The sequence below is a fragment of the Mesorhizobium sp. P2_E10 genome (assembly GCF_056404235.1).
Genome location: NZ_JBFUEK010000012.1, coordinates 1 through 15,945, shown reverse-complemented (window position 1 = coordinate 15,945; position 15,945 = coordinate 1). Strand labels below are relative to the sequence as shown.

The window sequence follows — 15,945 nt, the reverse complement described above, 5'->3', positions numbered from 1 at the left end:
GCGCGCAGGAGACGGGCCATGGCAGATACGGTCAGCAGCGCGGATGCGCCGGCGGTGTTCGGTGCCAGGGGCTATCCGGCGGCGCTGGAGTGGCTTGCCCGGCGGGCGGAAGCCTTCGTCATTCCGCTCGCGGCGTTGGTCGTCGGCATGCTGCTGTTCAGCCTGTTCATTGCGTTGGTCGGCAAGTCGCCCGTCCAGCTCTATGAAACCATGTGGCGCGGCGGCTTCGGCTCGTGGTTTTCGATCCAGAACTCGCTGTCGCGCGGGGCACCCCTGCTGCTTGCGGCGCTCTGCGTGGCGCTGCCGGCCCGGCTCGGCCTCGTTGTCATCGGTGGCGAAGGCGCCATCGTACTCGGTGGCGTCGCCGCCGCTGCCACAGGCGTGGCGCTGAGCGGCGCGCCATCATCAATCGTCATTCTTGCCATGGGCGTGGCGGGCATGGCCGCCGGCGGCATCTGGATCGGTGCCGTCGGCGCGCTTCGCCACTACCGTGCCGTCAACGAAACCATCTCCAGCCTGCTGATGGCCTATATCGCCATCGCCCTGATGAATCATCTGGTGGAAGGACCGCTGCGCGATCCCGCCTCGCTCAACAAGCCCTCGACCCAGCCGCTGGCCGACGCCTATCGCATCGGCAACATTCCCGGCATGGAGGTGCATTGGGGCCTCGTCGTCGGCATCGTCGCCTGCATCCTGTCCTGGCTGCTGATCGAAAAGACCCGCTGGGGCTTTGCCGCCCGCATCGCCGGCGGCAATGTCAGGGCAGCCCAGGTGCAAGGGCTGGCAGTCGGGCCGCTGATCGTCGGCTTCACCGCGCTTGCCGGTGGCTTCGCCGGCCTCGCCGGCATGCTGGAAGTCGGCGCCGTGCAAGGCAGCGCCAATGCCTCGCTCGCCGCCGGCTACGGCTATACCGGCATTCTTGTCGCCTTCCTTGCCCGCCACAACCCGTTGGCGATCATCCCGGTTGCCATCCTGCTTGGCGGCATCAACGCGTCCGGCGGCCTGATCCAGCGCCGCATGGATCTGCCCGATGCCACCGTGCTGGTGCTGCAGGGCATGCTTTTCGTCGTCATCCTGTTCAGCGAAACCTTCTACGGCCGCTTCAAGGCCTTCAATCCCGACCTCTGGAAGCGAGGCGCCTGATGGACGCGACCGAGATCGGCCTCTGGGGCGTTCCGCTCGCCATCCTTGGCGGCGCCATCCGGGTTTCGACACCCTTCATCTTCGTATCGCTTGGCGAAGCCATTACCGAACGCTCCGGCCGCATCAATCTCGGCCTTGAAGGCACGCTGGTCTTCGGCGCCATGACCGCCTATGCGGTGGCGGTGATGACCGGTTCGCCCTGGCTCGGCCTGCTGGCGGCCGCCGCGGCCGGCCTCTGTTTCGGCCTGTTCCACGGCTGGATCTGTAAATTCCCTGGCGTTAACGACATCGCCATCGGCATCGCGCTGATGCTGCTCGGCTCCGGTCTTGCCTTCTTCTTCGGCAAGCCGTTCATCCAGCCCTCGGCGCCCGACCTGCCGGCCATTCCCTTCGGCGGCTGGTCCGATATTCCGCAGGTTCAGGCGGCGCTCAACGTCAATGTGCTGTTCCTGATCGGCGCGGCACTGGCGGTGTTCCTGTGGTGGGCTTTCCGCAACACCCGCGCCGGCCTGATCCTGCGCGTCGTCGGCGACAGTTCCGATGCCGCGCGCGCCATGGGCCTCAACCCGAACACGGTGCGCCTCATCGCCACCGGCCTCGGCGGCGCGCTGGCAGGCATCGGCGGCGCCTATCTCTCCCTCTACTATCCCGGCAGCTGGACCGAACGCATCTCGTCGGGCCAGGGGCTGATGGCGGTGGCGCTGGTCATCTTCGCGCGCTGGAATCCGCTCGGTTGCTTTGCCGCCGCCTTGCTGTTCGGCGGCGCCGGCGCGCTCGGCCCGGCGCTGCAGTCTGTCGGTGTCACGCAAGGCTACTATCTGTTCTACGCCGCTCCCTACATCCTCACCCTGATCATCATGATCGCCACTTCGTCGCCGAGCCGCTCGCTTGCCGGCGCGCCGGGCGAATTGTCGATCACCAAGTAACTGGAGTTTTTGCCATGAACGCCAGAGCCGAGGTCACCCAGCGCTACATCGACGCCGACCCCTATCCATGGCCCTACAATGGCGAACTTCGGCCCGACAATACGGCGCTGATCATCATCGACATGCAGACCGATTTCTGCGGGCCGGGCGGTTATGTCGACCATATGGGCTACGACCTGTCGCTGGTGCGGGCGCCGATCGAGCCGATCAAGTCGGTGCTGTCGGCCATGCGGGCGAAGGGCTACACCATCATCCACACACGCGAGGGCCACCGGCCCGACCTCGCCGACCTGCCGGCCAACAAGCGCTGGCGCTCCCGCCGCATCAATGCCGGCATCGGCGATCCCGGCCCTTGCGGGCGCATCCTGGTGCGTGGCGAACCAGGCTGGGACATCATCCCCGACCTCTATCCGATCGAGGGCGAGCCGATCATCGACAAGCCGGGCAAGGGCTCGTTCTGCGCCACCGATCTGGAACTGATCCTCAACCAGCGCGGCATCGAAAACATCGTGCTCACCGGCATCACCACCGATGTCTGCGTGCACACCACCATGCGCGAGGCCAACGACCGCGGCTTCGAATGCGTCATGCTGGAGGATTGCTGCGGCGCGACCGACTACGGCAACCACCTCGCCGCGATCAAGATGATCAAGATGCAAGGCGGCGTGTTCGGCGCGGTGTCGAATTCGGTATCCTTCGTCGCCCAACTGCCATGAGGTTCGACCATGAGTGAAGGCGGCAGGAAAGCAGTCAGCGTCGAGACCATCGGCATGACCATGCGCTTCGGCGCCTTCACCGCGCTCGGCGACGTCTCGATCAAGGTGCCCGCCGGGTCCTTCCATGCGCTGCTCGGCGAAAACGGCGCCGGCAAGTCGACGCTGGTCAAATGTATGATGGGTTTTTACCACCCGACCTCCGGCGACATCCTGGTCGACGGCCGCGAGGTGGCGATCGCCAGTCCCCGTGATGCCTCGGCACTCGGACTCGGCATGGTCTACCAGCACTTCACCCTGGTCCCGTCGCTAACCGGCGCGGAAAACCTGGTTATCTCGCGCGAAAAGGTGCCTGGTATCATCGACTGGCGCAAGGAGCGCGCCGACCTTGCTGCCTTCATGGAACGGATGCCGTTCAAGCTGCCGCTCGACGTCAAGGTGGCCGAACTCGCGGCCGGCGAAAAACAGAAGCTGGAGATCATCAAGCAGCTTTATCTCGGCCGCAGCTTCCTGGTGCTGGACGAGCCGACTTCCGTGCTCACCCCCGGCGAGGCGCAGGAAGTGCTTGGCCTCGTGCGCGACATGACCAGGGCGGGCGGCCTCACCGTGCTGATGATCTCGCACAAATTCCATGAAGTGACGGCGTTTGCCGACGACATCACTGTGCTGCGCAAGGGCAGGTTGACCGGAACCGGAAACGTGTCGGCTCTCTCGCACAGGGAGATGGCGGCGATGATGATCGGCGACCAGCCGATCGCCGCGCTCGACAGCCGCGCGCCGGTGCCGACCGACGCTAGGCAGATCCTGACGGTGAAGGCGCTGAAGGCGCCGGACCGGACAGGCCTGAAAACCATCAACATCGGCGAACTCGATGTGAAGTCCGGCGAAATCGTCGGCGTCGCCGGCATCTCCGGCAACGGCCAGAAGGAGTTTCTCGAAGTCCTGGCCGGACAGCGCACGCGCGACGGCGGCGACGTTCTGGTCAAGGGATCGCCCTACGGCGCCAGCCGCAGCGAGGCGCGCACGCTCAATGTCCGCTTCATTCCCGAGGAACCGTTGCGCAACGCCTGCGCGCCGAAGATGACGGTGGCCGAAAACATGGCCTTCCGGACCTTCGATTTGAACGACGCCGGCAAGCCGATCAGCTGGATCAGGATGAGCGCCATCCGCGACTATGCGACCCGCCTGGTCGAGCAGTTCAAGGTCAAGACCGCTTCGCTCGCCTCGCCGATTTCGTCGCTGTCGGGCGGCAATGTGCAGCGCGCCGTGCTGGCGCGCGAACTCACCGGCGAGGTTGACCTGCTGATCGTCTCCAACCCCTGCTTCGGCCTCGACTTCTCGGCGGTGGCCGAAATCCGCGCCCGCATCATGAAGGCGCGCAATGCGGGTGCCGCCGTGCTCCTGATGTCGGAAGACCTCGACGAGCTGCTGGAGCTTTCCGACCGTATCTTCGTCATGTCGGATGGCGCCTTGGTCTATGAGACGCCGATTGCCCAAGCCAGCGTGCAGACGATCGGCGAGCACATGGCGGGACATCACTGATGGCGGAAATAGACGCGCTGCCGTTTTCCTTCACCTTCAAGCCGCAGACCATGGCGCTGGTCGTCATCGACATGCAGCGCGACTTCGCCGAGCCTGGCGGCTTCGGCGCCAGCCTCGGCAACGACGTCAGCCGGGTCGTGGCCATCGTGCCGACGGTGAAGCGGTTGATCGAAGGGTTCCGCGCAGCCGGCCTGCCGGTGATCCACACGATGGAGTGTCACCGGGCCGACCTTTCGGACCTGCCACCGGCCAAGCGCAATCGCGGCAATCCATCGATCCGCATCGGCGATGTCGGCCCGATGGGCCGCGTGCTCATCGTCGGCGAGCCGGGAACGGCGATCCTCGACGAGCTTGCCCCGCTGCCCGGCGAGATCGTCATCGAAAAGCCCGGCAAGGGCGCGTTCTATGCCACGAGCTTCGGTGAAGACCTCAAGCGGCTCGGTGCGCAACAACTCGTCTTCGCCGGCGTCACCACGGAGGTCTGCGTGCAGACGACGATGCGCGAGGCCAACGACCGCGGCTATGAGTGCCTGCTCGCTGAGGACGCCACGGAGAGCTATTTCCCGGAGTTCAAGGCGGCCGCAGTGGCCATGATCCGGGCGCAAGGCGCCATCGTCGGCTGGACGGCGACGACCGACCAGGTGCTTCAGGGAATTGCCAATGCCTAATCTTGCTTTTGCTGGCCTCGTCAATGGCGGCTGGCGCGATCTGGCATACGAGCATTTCCGCGACGGCATCACCGTGCATTGGCTGCTCAAGGGCGGGCCGGTCGAACCTTCGGTTGCGATCCTGAACTACCGGCCCGGCGCCGGCGTGCCGCGCCACCGCCATGTCGGACTGGAAACCATCGTCGTGCTCGAAGGCATACAGAGCGATGAGAACGGCGACTATCCCGCAGGCAGCGTCATCCTGAACCCGGTCGGGACCGAGCATTCGGTGTGGACGAAAGACGGCTGCATCGTGCTGATCCAGTGGGACCTGCCGGTGATCATTCTGGGGGAGGCCAAATGAGCGACATCCACTTCGATATCACCAGCCTGCACGCCGCCTATCGGGCCGGCGTCAACGTCAACGAGATGATCGATGCGATCTACACCCGCATCGAGGCGGCGGACAACCCCGGTATCTTCATCCATCTCGCCAGCAAGGCAGAGATGATCGCGAAAGCAGAAAGGCTCGGCCCGTTCGATCTCCAGGCAAAGCCGCTGTGGGGCATTCCCTTCGCCGTCAAGGACAACATCGACGTTGCCGGCATGCCGACGACGGCCGCTTGCGCCGAATATGCCTACACACCGGGGATGGACGCCACGGTCGTGGCGCGGCTGAGGGCAGCCGGCGCGCTTGTCGTCGGCAAGACCAATCTCGACCAGTTCGCCACCGGCCTCGTCGGCGTCCGCACACCCTGGCCGATCCCTCGCAATGCAATCGATCCAAGACTGATCCCGGGTGGATCCTCGTCCGGTTCGGCGGTAGCGACTGCCGGCGGCATCGTCTCGTTTGCGCTCGGCACCGACACCGCCGGTTCCGGCCGCATCCCGGCCGGCCTCAACAACATCGTCGGGCTGAAGCCGACCGTCGGCGCGCTGTCTACAACAGGCGTCGTGCCGGCCTGCCGGACGCTCGACTGCGTCTCGATTTTCGCATTGACCGTCGATGATGCCTATGCGGTCCTCGCAGTGGCTGCCGCAAAGGACGACGCCGATTCCTATTCGCGCGCCATCGACATCCTGCCCCTTGCCACGCGCCCGCCGGTGCTGACAGTCGGCGTGCCGGCCAGGGCCGATTTGAAGTTCTTCGGCGACACCTCGATGCAGGCCGGCTTCGACGCGGCTCTTGTCTCGCTGGAGACGCTGGGCTGCAGGCAGGTCGAAATCCCCTTCGGCGATTTCTACGCCACTGCCAATCTTCTCTATGAAGGCGCCTGGGTCGCCGAACGCTACGCAGCGATCCGGGAGTTCATGGACGCCAGCGAAGCGGCCCTGCATCCGGTGACGCGCAAGATCATCGGCGGCGCCCGCAATCTTTCGGCGGCCGACGCCTTCAAGGGCCTCTATGCCTTGCAGGCTTACAAGGCGAAACTCGCCCCTGTCGTCGCTTCGGTCGACCTGTTCTGCGTGCCGACCGCGCCGACCCACTACTCGGTCGATGCGGTGCTTGCCGATCCGATCGTTACCAACAGCCGGCTCGGCACCTACACCAATTTCGTCAACCTGCTCGACATGTGTGGCATCGCCGTGCCGACGGGACAGCGCGATGACGGCCTGCCGATGAGCGTCACCTTGCTGGCGCCTGCGGGAAGGGATGCGCTGACGGCGGCGCTTGCCCGCGACCTGCATGCAGCGAGCGGCCTCCCGCTCGGCGCGACGGGCTGGCAGCAGCCGCCCCCTCTCCCGGCTCCGTCGCCAAGCGCCGACGGCATGATCGACCTGGTGGTGGTCGGCGCGCATCTCTCGGGTATGCCGCTCAACGGCCAGCTGAAACAGCTCGACGCGCAATTCTCGAGAGCCGTGAAAACAGCGCCTGCCTACAAGCTCTATGCACTCGCCGGTCAATCTGTACCGAAGCCTGGACTGGTGCGGGTCGCCAATGACGGCATGGCGATCGATGTCGAGGTCTGGCGGCTTGCGACAGACGCGTTCGGGCGCTTCGTCGCGGCGATCCCGTCGCCGCTCGGCATCGGCACAATCGACCTTGCAGACGGCACGTCGGCCAAGGGTTTCCTGGTCGAAACCGCCGGGCTGGCGGCAGCGACCGACATCTCGGCCTATGGCGGCTGGCGCAGCTTTGTCACCAGCGCCCGCGAACCGCAACAGCGCCTGGAAGGCGTTCCTGCCAATTGAACGACGGTCGCGCGTCCAAGACCCGTTTCCCTGTCCTGACTTGGGACCGCCTCTGACGGAACTACCTGATGCCTGCGCCTTTGCGGAAATCGGAAGGCGACATGCCGGCAAGCTTGCGGAACGACTTGTTGAAAGCGCTGAGCGAACCGAAACCCGAGTCCATGGCGACCCTGAGCACGTTGGCGTCCTGGTGCATCAGCATTGCCTGTGCGTAGCTGAGCCGCAACAGATTCACATATTCGTTGAGCGTCATGCCGGTCGATTTCTTGAACGTGCTCATGGCGTATTTGGGATGGATGTCAGCTGCGGCCGCGATGTTCACGCAGTCGATGTCGTAGAGAAAGTTCTCCGCGATAAAGTCGCACATACGCCCGACATTACGTGAAGACTGCTGATCGAAGGGGCTGCCGGCTGCCTGTCCGATCGCCGTTTCCGGCACCAGCCGGTACGGCTCGAACCGCATCCGCTCCAGCCGCAACAGCAGTTCGTTCACGGCATGCTCCGCCTTTGCCGGATCGCCGGAACGGACATAGCGGTTCCAACGCTCGAAATTGTCGTCGTCCGACCGGTCGGTCGCATTGCTCACCAGTGTCGCGCCTGTCATCAGCCGATGCCGGACATCGGTCGGCAGGTGCAGCCGGAAGAAATGCACCAGCGGCAGATGCGCGCCGGCATAGACGGCATCGTCGCTGAGATCGTCCATCTGGTGCGGCAGGCCGCCCCAGAACAGGCACATCTCGCCGGCCGACAGCGAGATCTCATGGTCGCTCATGCGGTAGTGCACGCTGCCGCGCACAATGAAATTGACCTCGACCTGGGCGTGCCAATGCGGCTTGAGCATAACCAGGGGCTGTGTATGAAACATCTGCAGCAGCAGCGGCAGGCCTTCCACGCTGCTGGCGCCAGGCTGATAAAACGGCCGATCCGGCATCTTACTTTCCGCCAATTCCGTATTCCCTTTGACGGCGACAAGCCTTCCGCACCGCATAGTCTACCCACGCTCACCAAGACAGAGCAAATGAAATGGGAGGATTTCAATGCGCACCCTACTGACCTGCGCCGCGCTCGCGCTTGCTCTGGGCTCCGGCCCGGCCCTTGCGCAGTCTGGCGAAATCACGATCTGGAGCTGGAACATCGCCGCTTCATCGTTGAAGGCGACCGTCGCCGGCTTCAACAAGCAGTACCCCGACGTCAAGGTGACGGTCGAGGATCTCGGCAACCAGCCGACCTATGACAAGTCGATCGCCGGCTGTGCCGCGGGCGGCGTCGGCCTGCCCGATATCGTCTCGATCGAAAACGGCGAGGCCGAGAATTACTGGAGCCAGTTCCCGGACTGCTTCGTCGACCTGCATACGCTCGGCTACACCGCCGAGGACCAGGCAAAATTCCCCGACTTCAAGCGCACCGAACTCGAAGTGGGCGACAAGGCCTATGCAATGCCATGGGATTCCGGCCCGGTCGCCGCCTTCTACCGCCGCGACTTCTATGAGAAGGCCGGCGTCGATCCCGCCTCGATCAAGACCTGGGACGATTTCATCGCCGCCGGCAAGAAGATCCAGGCCGCCAATCCGGGCGTGACGATGACCAATGCCGACTTCAACGGCGACTCCGAATTCTTCCGCATGATCTCGAACGAGCAGGGCTGCGCCTACTTTGCCGCCGACGGGCAGTCGATCACGGTCAACCAGCCCAAATGCGTCGACTCCATGACCAAGCTCAAGGAGATGAAGGACGCCGGGATCATCTCCTCGGCCGACTGGGGCACCAAGATCACCAACAACACCGCCGGCACCGTCGCCACCCAGATCTATGGCGGCTGGTATGAGGGCACCGTTCGCACCGAATCGGCGGGGGAAAACGGCAAATGGGGCGTCTATCTCATGCCGAGCCTGACAGCCGACGGCCCCCGCGCCGCCAATCTCGGCGGCTCCTCGCTTGCCATCACATCGGCATCGAAGAACAAGGAGGCCGCCTACGCCTACTTGAAGTACACGCTCGAGACCAATGAAGGCCAGATAACGATGCTGAAGGACTTCGGCCTCGTACCCTCGCTGATCTCGGCGCTGAATGACCCCTATGTCTCCGAAGGCCTGCCCTATTGGGGTGGCCAGGCAGTGTGGAAGGACATACTCGCCACCTTGCCCAAGGTCGTTCCCAGCCGCGGCACGCAGTTCCAGAGCGACGCCGAAATTATCGTCCGTGCCGTGCAGACGAAATATCTGGCCGGCGGCTATCCGGACGCCAAGGCAGCGCTCGACGATGCCGCCAATCAGATTGCGGCAGCGACCGGACTGCCCGTCAAGTCCTGATCTGGACGAGATGGTCCCGGGCGGCATCGATGCTGCCCGGGACCATTTCCAACGCGCTGCGTGTTTGAGCACGCGTGCTCACCCGCCAATGCGGAAAGGAGGCAACCATGCGCTATCAGAACGCCACGGCGTATCGCTTCCTTGCGCCTTATCTGCTGATCTTCGCGATCTTCTGGCTATGGCCGATCATTGACTCTTTCCTGATCTCCTTCCAGGCGACGCGCACCGTGCCATGGCGGTTCGCGCCCGGCTTCAACTGGGGCCGGCTGATCGGCGACCCCGCCTTCTTCAATGCGCTGGAGAACACGCTGCTCATCCTGGTCATCCAGGTGCCGGTGATGATCGCGCTCGCCACGGTGATGGCGGTGCTTTTGAATTCGCCGCTGCTGAAAGCCAGGGGCCTGTTCCGCTTCGCCTTTTTCGCCCCGGTCGTGGTCGGCGAAGTGGCCTACTCCGCGGTCTTCCGGCTGATGTTCAACCTCAATTTCGGCATCATCAACAAATTGCTGAACAGCGTCGGCCTGCCCAGCGTCGACTGGTTTTCCAACGTCACGCCGGCGATGGCGCTGATCATGATCGCGGTGACCTGGCGCTGGGCCGGCTACAACGCCATCATCCTGCTGGCCGGCATGCAGTCCATCCCTCAGGATGTCTACGAGGCGGCGACGCTCGACCGCGTCAGCAAGGTGAAGCAGTTCTTCTACATCACCCTGCCATTGCTGAAGCCGATCATCGTCTTCTGCTGCGTGCTGTCGATCATCGGCACCATGCAGCTGTTCACCGAACCGTTCCTGATCACCGAACGCGGCGGCCCAGGCGGCGGCACCGAAACGCTCGGGCTGCTGCTTTACCGCCAGGGTTTCAGGTCGCTGAACTTCGGCTACGCCTCGGCCGTCGCCTACACCATGGCCGGGCTGGCAATCGCCATCACGCTGGCGCAACTCTGGCTGACGAAGGAGCCGAAATGAGCTCGCGTTCGCAAGCCAAACTGGGCCGCAGCGTCGCGCTGCATCTCTTCCTGACGCCGCTGGCGCTGATCTGGCTGTTTCCGCTGTGGATGATGACCATCTTTTCGACGATGCCCGACAACGGCATCTTCAGCCCCGGCATCGAGCTTCTGCCGCACGGCAATTTCATCGAGAATTTCAACAATCTGCAGCGCGACACCGATTTCGTCCGCGCCATCGGCATCTCGGTTTCGGTGGCCGTGACCTACACCGTGCTGTCGGTGCTGCTCACCTCGATGGCCGGCTGGGCGCTGGCGCGCTACCAGTTCTTCGGCAAGGGCGCGGTCGTCGCGATCATCCTCGGCACCATCACACTCCCCTATGCCGTCGTGCTGATCCCGCAATTCATCATGGTGGCGCGCGACTTCAAGCTCGCCAACACCTGGGTGGCGCTGGTCGTGCCGCCGCTTTTCAATTCGCTGGGTGTTCTCTTCATGCGGCAGAGCTTTTCGATGATGCCGGCCGATCTGTTCGACGCGGCGCGCGTCGAAGGGGTCAAGGAATGGCGCATCTTCCTGTTCGTGGCGCTGCCTTTGGCGCGGCCGACGCTGGCAGCACTTGCCATCATCCTGTTCCTCGCCTCTTGGAACAACTACCTCTGGCCGTTGCTGATCAACAGCCAGCCCGGCTCGATGACGGCTCCGGTGGCGCTCGGCACGCTGATCGGCCTGACCAAAGTGTCATGGGGCGGCATCATGGCAGGCTCGATGATGCTGACGGCGCCGATGCTGGTCGTTTTCGTGCTCTTGCAGCGTCATTTCATCGCCGGCATTGCCGCCGGCGCCATCAAGTAAGGATCGGCAATGGCGGCGGTTACACTCAGCAATGTCGTCAAGCGCTTTGGCAACTTCGAGATCGTTCATGGCGCGAACATCGATGTGAGCGACGGCGAATTCGTCGTCTTCGTCGGCCCCTCCGGTTGCGGGAAGTCGACGCTGCTGAGGATGATCGCCGGCCTTGAGGACATCAGCGGTGGCGAGATCGCCATCGGCGGCAAGGTGGTCAACGACGTCGAGCCGGCCGACCGCGGCATTGCCATGGTGTTCCAGTCCTATGCGCTCTATCCGCATATGACCGTCGAGCAGAATCTGAGCTTCGGCCTCAGGATGACCGGCAATCCGAAAGGCGACACCGAGCGGCGGGTGAAGCGGGCGTCCGAGATCCTGCGCATCACCGAGTTGATGGCGCGCCGGCCACGCCAGCTTTCCGGCGGTCAGCGCCAGCGGGTCGCCATCGGCCGCGCCATTGTGCGCGAACCCCAGGTGTTCCTCTTCGACGAGCCGCTGAGCAATCTCGATGCCGAACTGAGAGTGCAGATGCGCGTCGAGATCTCGCGCCTGCACAAGGAACTGGGCACGACGATGATCTACGTCACCCACGACCAGACCGAGGCGATGACGCTGGCCGACAGGATCGTGGTGCTGCGCGGCGGCCATGTAGAGCAGATCGGCCGGCCGCTCGATCTCTACGACAATCCCGACAACCAGTTCGTGGCCGGATTTGTCGGCTCGCCAAAGATGAACTTCATCAACGGCCGCGTTGTCGGGCGCGACACGCACGGCATCGTCGTCGAGTTGGCGGGCCAGGAAAGGACCCGCATCACGCAGCCTCTGATCGGCGCGGCACCCGAAACGGGAAGCAAGGTCATCGTCGGCGTGCGGCCCGAACATTTCGGCAATGCCGGAGAAGGCGATGCCGACCTTGTCGTTCGCATCGACGTGGTCGAGCATCTCGGCGGCACCAGCTTTCTCTATGCCAGGACGACCAACGGCGAAGACGTGGTGATCCAGCGCGACGCGGCAAAGGTTCCCGACACCACCGAGGTCACCGTTTCCATCCGCAAATCCTACCTGTTCGACGAAAACGGGCTGCGGCTGCGCTGACCGTTTTCCCTTTCCATCTTTAAGGAGAATGACAATGACTTCAACCGCGCCCATCCGCTGGGGCATTCTCGGGCCGGGCAGCATCGCGCTCGCCTTTGCCGGTGGCGTGGCCCAGTCGCGCACCGGCAAACTGGTCGCCCTCGGCGCCCGCAACCCAGGGAAATCGGGCCTTGCCGAAAGTTTTCCCGGCGCCCGCATCCTCGACGGTTACGACGCTTTGCTCGCCGACCCGGATATCGATGCGGTCTATATTTCGATTCCGCATCCCGGCCATGCCGAATGGGCGATCAAGGCAGCCGAAGCCGGAAAGCATGTGCTTTGCGAAAAGCCGATGGGGCTGACCGCCTTCGAGGCCGACGCGATGATCCATGCGGCGCGCAAGGCCGGCACTTTTCTCGGCGAAGCCTTCATGTACCGGCTGCATCCGCAGACGCTGAAGCTGGTGGAGTTGATCAAGTCGGGCGTCATTGGCGAGGTCCGCATGATCAAGTCCAGCTTCGGTTTCGCCATGCCGGGCTTCATGCCGGAGCACCGGCTCTATGCCAACGACCTCGCTGGCGGCGGCATTCTGGATGTCGGCGGCTATCCCGTGTCGATGGCGCGGCTGATTGCCGGCGCCGCTGCAGGAGTGCCCTTTGCCGAGCCGGACAAGGTGACCGGCGCCGCGCATCTTGGCCAATCCGGTGTCGATGAATGGGCCTCGGCGCTGCTGCATTTTCCAGGCGGCATCGTCGCCGAAGTCTCGTGCAGCATCTCGCTCAACCAGGACAATGTGCTGCGCATCCTTGGCACCAAGGGCCGCATCGAGGTGCCGGATTTCTGGTTCGCCGGCGGCAACCGCGACGTCGGTCTGGGCCAGATCGACGTGATCCGGTCCGACGGGACGCGCGAGACCATCAGCGTCAATGAAACGCGCCATCTCTACTCTTTCGAGGTCGACGCCGCCGGCGAGGCCATCCTGGCCGGTAGCAAGGAATTTGCCTGGCCGGGCATGGGCTGGGCCGACAGCCTCGGCAATCTGCGCGTGCTCGACAAATGGCGCACTGCTGTCGGGCTCGAATACGAGATCGAGAAATCCACGAGACGCGTCAACACGATTTCGGGCCGGCCGCTGCGCTCCAACGGCACGGCCATCGGCAAGCGAAAAATTCCGGGCTTGTCGAAACCGGCATCCGTGGTGGCCCTCGGCTTCGAGGATTTCCGTACGTTTTCCTCGGGCGCGATCCTGCTCGATGGCTTTTTCGAAGCGGGCGGCAATCTGTTCGACACTGGCTATGTCTATGGCGCCGGCTATACCGAAGCGCTGCTCGGCCAATGGTTGAAGAACCGCGGCGTGCGCGAGCAATCTGTGGTCATCGGCAAGGGTGCACACTCGCCACTCTGCTATCCCGATGTGATCGGCAAGCAGCTTGCCCAGTCGCTCGACCGGCTGCAGAGCGACTATGTCGATGTCTATTTCATGCATCGCGACAATCCAGATGTGCCGGTCGGCGAGTTCGTCGACGCAATGGACCGCGAGGTCAAGGCCGGGCGCATCCGTGGCCCGTTCGGCGGCTCCAACTGGACGATGGAGCGCATGGATGAAGCCATTGCCTATGCCGAGCGGACCGGCAAACAGAAGCCCGGCGCGCTTTCCAACAATTTCTCGCTGGCCGAGATGCTGGAGCCGATCTGGGCGGGCTGCGTCACCTCCTCCAGCGACGAGTGGAAAGCCTGGCTGACATCCAGGCAGATGCCCAATTTTGCCTGGTCGAGCCAGGGGCGGGGTTTCTTCACCGACCGCGCCGGCCGCGACAAGCGCGACAGTGAAGAGCTTGTCCGGGTCTGGTACTCGGAGAAGAACTTCGGCCGCCGTGACCGGGCGATCGAACTCGCCGGCAGGCTGGGCAAGAGCCCGATCCACATCGCGCTCGCCTATGTGCTGGCGCAGCCCTTTCCGTCGGTTCCGCTGATCGGCCCGCGCACGCTCGGTGAACTGGAAGACAGCCTGCAAGCGATCGACATTTCGCTCTCACCGGAGGATCTCGAGTGGCTGGACGGCGGTTCGGATCGAAACCAGCCAGCCAGAGGCCAATCATCCCGATAGGATCGGGACGAGGCTCACTTTGCTGTTCGACCATGATCCCAACCCGAGGGGTGGGGTCATGGTCTATGTCTGCAGCGTTTCCAGAGGCGGGGTCCCGGCAAGATGGGCCGCGTGCAAATCGCCAACGTCCGCCATGCATTTCGCACGCAGCGCATTTGCATAGAGCCGGGCAATGCCCTTGTGTCGCCGCCGCAAATAATCCGATTGATCGAGCCGCCAGTGCCGCTCGATATCCGCCATAATCGCCGGATTGCTCCAGACGGAGTAGCCACCCCCCGTATAAATGGTGACCTCGCCGGCGAACAGCCGCTCGTTGGTGACCAGAAAATCGATACGGGCATAGTCGAGGTCGCCAGCGATGCGCGGCGCGATGGCGACTGCCTGACGAATGTACTCGACCAGGCGCGCTGTCACGGGCAGCGCCTGGTCCTCGCGCGGATAGTCGACATCGCGGCCGGCCAAGGGATTGCCCTCAGGGTCGAACAACCGCGACATGTGCGCCTTCTTGTCCTCGGCCCTGACATGGCACACAACACCGCTGCAGATCTGAACCTTGATCTCGGTGGCAATCTCGCCGCCGCTGAGCGGCAGGCGCTGTTCAACGAAGACCGTCGGCGTAATCGACCAATAGGCCCATTCGCCGTTGTGCCGTCCTTGACGTTTCCTGAGCCAGCGTTTCGTCTGGCTCACGATGGTCGCGCGCTCCGGCTGGCCGCCGGAAACGAATATGTTCATGTCGCAGCCATGGTTCGTCTTGACCACCACGTCTTTGGCCAGCAGGTCGAGCGGGATGTCATCGGGATCGTGGCCCGACCACAGCGTCTCCGGCACCATCAATTCCGGGCAAACCTCGCGGATGTAATCCTTCACAGCGAGCTTGTCCGACAACGTCACGAACAATGGATTGTGGTCGACGATTCTTCGCCACAACATCCGCTCGTGATAGCTCTCCGGCGCCGCAGGGTTGGGCAGATAGCCAAACCTCCTGGCAAGTCGCATGACGAGCATCGGGTGTCGAACAGTCAGCAGCAGCCGCGCGACTGCCAGAATAAGGCGGTGTTTCGCGGGAATATTGGCTCTCGACTTCATTGAAAGGATTCAATCACCCTGAACAGAGCGCTTCTGCTGCCAAGCAGATTGTTGGGCCACGGTTTGCCTCGCCCTTTGGTCATGCAGCTAGCATCGACCGAGCGTGCCGACAAGCGCGCCGGCCAAAGCCCTATCGGTTCGAACGGCCAGCAGACCGCATAGCAAAACGGCCCGCATGATGCGGGCCGTTTTGGGATTTGGTTGCGGGGACAGGATTTGAACCTGTGACCTTCAGGTTATGAGCCTGACGAGCTACCGGGCTGCTCCACCCCGCGTCAACCTTAGAGGTAAGTTTTACCTTACCGGAATCAAGAGCCCCCAAATGAAAGGGCCGCTTGCGCGGCCCGTGTTCCCGTTGGCGGGCCTGTTCGTAAGGAGAAGATTTCACTGACTTCCGATTGGATGTG

Annotated in this window: 14 protein-coding genes and 1 tRNA gene; 12 read left to right on the top strand and 3 right to left on the bottom strand. The window is 63.6% G+C overall.

Going from position 1 to position 15,945, the window contains the following annotated elements; genetic code table 11:
* Positions 1-18 precede the first annotated feature (18 nt).
* From AC1D0N_RS24810 to atzF, 7 genes are read left to right on the top strand one after another with little or no spacing between them, the layout of a single operon-like run.
* On the top strand, positions 19-1,143 hold the full coding sequence (locus AC1D0N_RS24810; protein ID WP_477248608.1) for an ABC transporter permease: 1,125 nt from the start codon (positions 19-21) through the stop codon (positions 1,141-1,143).
* Positions 1,143-2,069: an ABC transporter permease gene (locus AC1D0N_RS24805; RefSeq protein WP_477248607.1), complete on the top strand. Its 927-nt coding sequence runs from the start codon at positions 1,143-1,145 to the stop codon at positions 2,067-2,069. Before AC1D0N_RS24810 ends, AC1D0N_RS24805 begins: the two co-directional genes overlap by 1 nt.
* A gap of 14 nt (positions 2,070-2,083) precedes the next feature.
* Positions 2,084-2,785 carry a biuret amidohydrolase gene (gene biuH, locus AC1D0N_RS24800; protein WP_477248606.1) on the top strand — a complete coding sequence of 234 codons (702 nt, stop codon included), beginning with the start codon at positions 2,084-2,086 and terminating at the stop codon, positions 2,783-2,785.
* A gap of 9 nt (positions 2,786-2,794) precedes the next feature.
* On the top strand, positions 2,795-4,324 hold the full coding sequence (locus tag AC1D0N_RS24795) for an ABC transporter ATP-binding protein (RefSeq protein WP_477248605.1): 1,530 nt from the start codon (positions 2,795-2,797) through the stop codon (positions 4,322-4,324).
* Entirely contained in the window at positions 4,324-4,992 is a 669-nt protein-coding gene (locus AC1D0N_RS24790; protein WP_477248604.1) for a cysteine hydrolase family protein, read from the top strand. Before AC1D0N_RS24795 ends, AC1D0N_RS24790 begins: the two co-directional genes overlap by 1 nt.
* Positions 4,985-5,335, top strand: coding sequence for a cupin domain-containing protein (locus AC1D0N_RS24785; protein WP_477248603.1), 351 nt, complete (start codon positions 4,985-4,987; stop codon positions 5,333-5,335). The genes AC1D0N_RS24790 and AC1D0N_RS24785 overlap by 8 nt, the downstream gene beginning before the upstream one ends.
* Positions 5,332-7,164, top strand: a complete 1,833-nt coding sequence (gene atzF / locus AC1D0N_RS24780) for an allophanate hydrolase (RefSeq protein ID WP_477248602.1) — start codon at positions 5,332-5,334, stop codon at positions 7,162-7,164. The genes AC1D0N_RS24785 and atzF overlap by 4 nt, the downstream gene beginning before the upstream one ends.
* A gap of 61 nt (positions 7,165-7,225) precedes the next feature.
* On the opposite strand, the gene AC1D0N_RS24775 is transcribed toward atzF, so the two are convergent.
* Positions 7,226-8,095, bottom strand: coding sequence for a helix-turn-helix domain-containing protein (locus AC1D0N_RS24775; protein WP_477248601.1), 870 nt, complete (start codon positions 8,093-8,095; stop codon positions 7,226-7,228).
* Positions 8,096-8,201: 106 nt separating this feature from the next.
* Between AC1D0N_RS24775 and AC1D0N_RS24770 the strand changes: the two genes are divergently transcribed.
* From AC1D0N_RS24770 to AC1D0N_RS24750, 5 genes are all read left to right on the top strand, one after another.
* Entirely contained in the window at positions 8,202-9,473 is a 1,272-nt protein-coding gene (locus AC1D0N_RS24770) for an ABC transporter substrate-binding protein (RefSeq protein ID WP_477248600.1), read from the top strand.
* Positions 9,474-9,580: 107 nt separating this feature from the next.
* Complete coding sequence (locus AC1D0N_RS24765) at positions 9,581-10,441, top strand: carbohydrate ABC transporter permease (protein ID WP_477248599.1); 861 nt, start codon at positions 9,581-9,583, stop codon at positions 10,439-10,441.
* Positions 10,438-11,274 carry a carbohydrate ABC transporter permease gene (locus AC1D0N_RS24760; protein ID WP_477248598.1) on the top strand — a complete coding sequence of 279 codons (837 nt, stop codon included), beginning with the start codon at positions 10,438-10,440 and terminating at the stop codon, positions 11,272-11,274. The genes AC1D0N_RS24765 and AC1D0N_RS24760 overlap by 4 nt, the downstream gene beginning before the upstream one ends.
* Positions 11,275-11,283: 9 nt before the next feature.
* Positions 11,284-12,363: an ABC transporter ATP-binding protein gene (locus AC1D0N_RS24755; RefSeq protein ID WP_477248597.1), complete on the top strand. Its 1,080-nt coding sequence runs from the start codon at positions 11,284-11,286 to the stop codon at positions 12,361-12,363.
* A 34-nt stretch (positions 12,364-12,397) separates the two neighbouring features.
* Complete coding sequence (locus tag AC1D0N_RS24750) at positions 12,398-14,449, top strand: aldo/keto reductase (protein ID WP_477248596.1); 2,052 nt, start codon at positions 12,398-12,400, stop codon at positions 14,447-14,449.
* 63 nt (positions 14,450-14,512) lie between these two features.
* Here the strand turns inward: AC1D0N_RS24750 and AC1D0N_RS24745 are convergent, their stop codons facing one another.
* Together AC1D0N_RS24745 and AC1D0N_RS24740 are read right to left on the bottom strand one after the other, a co-directional pair.
* A complete protein-coding gene (locus AC1D0N_RS24745) occupies positions 14,513-15,457 on the bottom strand; it encodes an ATP-grasp fold amidoligase family protein (RefSeq protein ID WP_477248595.1) in 945 nt (314 codons plus the stop codon).
* Positions 15,458-15,736: 279 nt separating this feature from the next.
* Positions 15,737-15,813, bottom strand: a tRNA-Met gene (locus AC1D0N_RS24740).
* Positions 15,814-15,945 lie beyond the last annotated feature (132 nt).

Excerpts from the sequence above, each read along its gene's own strand:
- AC1D0N_RS24795 (WP_477248605.1), top strand. The coding sequence starts at position 2,795 with ATGAGTGAAGGCGGCAGGAAAGCAGTCAGCGTCGAGACCATCGGCATG.
- AC1D0N_RS24775 (WP_477248601.1), bottom strand. The coding sequence starts at position 8,095 with ATGCCGGATCGGCCGTTTTATCAGCCTGGCGCCAGCAGCGTGGAAGGC.
- atzF (WP_477248602.1), top strand. The coding sequence starts at position 5,332 with ATGAGCGACATCCACTTCGATATCACCAGCCTGCACGCCGCCTATCGG.
- AC1D0N_RS24750 (WP_477248596.1), top strand. The coding sequence starts at position 12,398 with ATGACTTCAACCGCGCCCATCCGCTGGGGCATTCTCGGGCCGGGCAGC.
- AC1D0N_RS24760 (WP_477248598.1), top strand. The coding sequence starts at position 10,438 with ATGAGCTCGCGTTCGCAAGCCAAACTGGGCCGCAGCGTCGCGCTGCAT.
- AC1D0N_RS24785 (WP_477248603.1), top strand. The coding sequence starts at position 4,985 with ATGCCTAATCTTGCTTTTGCTGGCCTCGTCAATGGCGGCTGGCGCGAT.
- AC1D0N_RS24770 (WP_477248600.1), top strand. The coding sequence starts at position 8,202 with ATGCGCACCCTACTGACCTGCGCCGCGCTCGCGCTTGCTCTGGGCTCC.
- AC1D0N_RS24755 (WP_477248597.1), top strand. The coding sequence starts at position 11,284 with ATGGCGGCGGTTACACTCAGCAATGTCGTCAAGCGCTTTGGCAACTTC.
- AC1D0N_RS24765 (WP_477248599.1), top strand. The coding sequence starts at position 9,581 with ATGCGCTATCAGAACGCCACGGCGTATCGCTTCCTTGCGCCTTATCTG.
- AC1D0N_RS24810 (WP_477248608.1), top strand. The coding sequence starts at position 19 with ATGGCAGATACGGTCAGCAGCGCGGATGCGCCGGCGGTGTTCGGTGCC.
- AC1D0N_RS24790 (WP_477248604.1), top strand. The coding sequence starts at position 4,324 with ATGGCGGAAATAGACGCGCTGCCGTTTTCCTTCACCTTCAAGCCGCAG.
- biuH (WP_477248606.1), top strand. The coding sequence starts at position 2,084 with ATGAACGCCAGAGCCGAGGTCACCCAGCGCTACATCGACGCCGACCCC.
- AC1D0N_RS24805 (WP_477248607.1), top strand. The coding sequence starts at position 1,143 with ATGGACGCGACCGAGATCGGCCTCTGGGGCGTTCCGCTCGCCATCCTT.
- AC1D0N_RS24745 (WP_477248595.1), bottom strand. The coding sequence starts at position 15,457 with ATGCTCGTCATGCGACTTGCCAGGAGGTTTGGCTATCTGCCCAACCCT.